Source organism: Streptomyces sp. NPDC041124 (genome assembly GCF_055592385.1).
In genome coordinates this window covers 1-1,282 of record NZ_JBVIYR010000026.1, presented here as the reverse complement: position 1 = coordinate 1,282, position 1,282 = coordinate 1, and the positions used below count along the sequence as shown (strand labels likewise).

Annotated in this window: 2 protein-coding genes; both read left to right on the top strand. The window is 67.6% G+C overall.

Features of this window, described 5'->3' with window-relative positions; genetic code table 11:
- On the top strand, nucleotides 1-480 hold a 480-nt coding region (locus ACZ6A9_RS32525; RefSeq protein ID WP_468993311.1), incomplete at its 5' end, for an alpha-glucosidase C-terminal domain-containing protein.
- The coding region (locus tag ACZ6A9_RS32520; protein ID WP_468993307.1) for an alpha-amylase family glycosyl hydrolase at nucleotides 477-1,282 on the top strand (806 nt) is incomplete at its 3' end. The genes ACZ6A9_RS32525 and ACZ6A9_RS32520, both read left to right, overlap by 4 nt.

Below are 1,282 nucleotides of genomic sequence, written 5' to 3'. Positions count from 1 at the left end.
GAGAACACCCCCCTGCGCGAAGGCAGCGAGGAATACCTCGACAGCGAGAAGTACCAGCTCCGCCCCCGCGACTGGGAAGCCGCCGAGCGCGAGGGGCGGTCCATCGGTCCCCTGATCACGAAGCTCAACGCCGCCCGGCGGGCGCATCCCGCACTGCACCGGCTCAGGAACCTGCGCTTCCACCGGACCGACAACGACGCCGTGATCGCCTACAGCAAGCGCAGCGGAACGGACGTCGTACTCGTGGTCGCCAACCTCGACCCCCACCACACCCAGGAGGCCACGGTCTCGTTGGACATGCCGCAACTCGGCCTGGGCCGGCACGAGTCCGTGACGGTGCACGACGAACTCTCCGGCGAGACCTACCGCTGGGGCAGCGCCAACTACGTGCGGCTGGAGCCGGGGCGGGCTCCCGCGCATGTCCTGCACGTCCAGCGACCGCCCGCCGCACAGCGAAACGGAGGGCGAGGAACGTCATGAGCGTGAACGAGCCGTTGCCGGACATGTTCGAGGACACACCGGCCAGGGACCGGGACCCCGACTGGTTCAAACGAGCCGTCTTCTACGAGGTCCTGGTCCGCTCCTTCCAGGACAGCAACGGCGACGGCATCGGCGACCTGAAGGGCCTGACCGCCAAACTCGACTACCTCCAGTGGCTCGGCGTCGACTGCCTCTGGCTGCCGCCGTTCTTCAAGTCACCGCTGCGCGACGGCGGTTACGACGTCGCCGACTACACCGCCGTGCTGCCCGACTTCGGTGACCTCGCCGACTTCGTGGAGTTCGTCGACGCGGCCCACCAGCGCGGCATCCGCGTGATCATCGACTTCGTCATGAACCACACCAGCGACCAGCACCCGTGGTTCCAGGAGTCCAGGAAGGATCCCGACGGACCGTACGGCGACTTCTACGTATGGGCCGACGACGACACGGGCTACCCCGACGCGCGCATCATCTTCGTCGACACCGAGGCCTCCAACTGGACGTACGACCCGGTGCGGGGACAGTACTTCTTCCACCGCTTCTTCTCCCACCAGCCGGACCTCAACTACGAGAACCCCCGCGTGCAGGAGGAGATCCTGGCGGCCCTGCGCTTCTGGCTGGACCTGGGCATCGACGGGTTCCGGCTGGACGCGGTGCCGTACCTGTACGCGGCCGAGGGCACCAACTGCGAGAACCTGCCCGCCTCGCACGCGTTCCTCAAGCGGGTGCGCAAGGAGATCGACACCCAGTACCCGGACACGGTGCTGCTCGCGGAGGCCAACCAGTGGCCCGAGGACGTCGT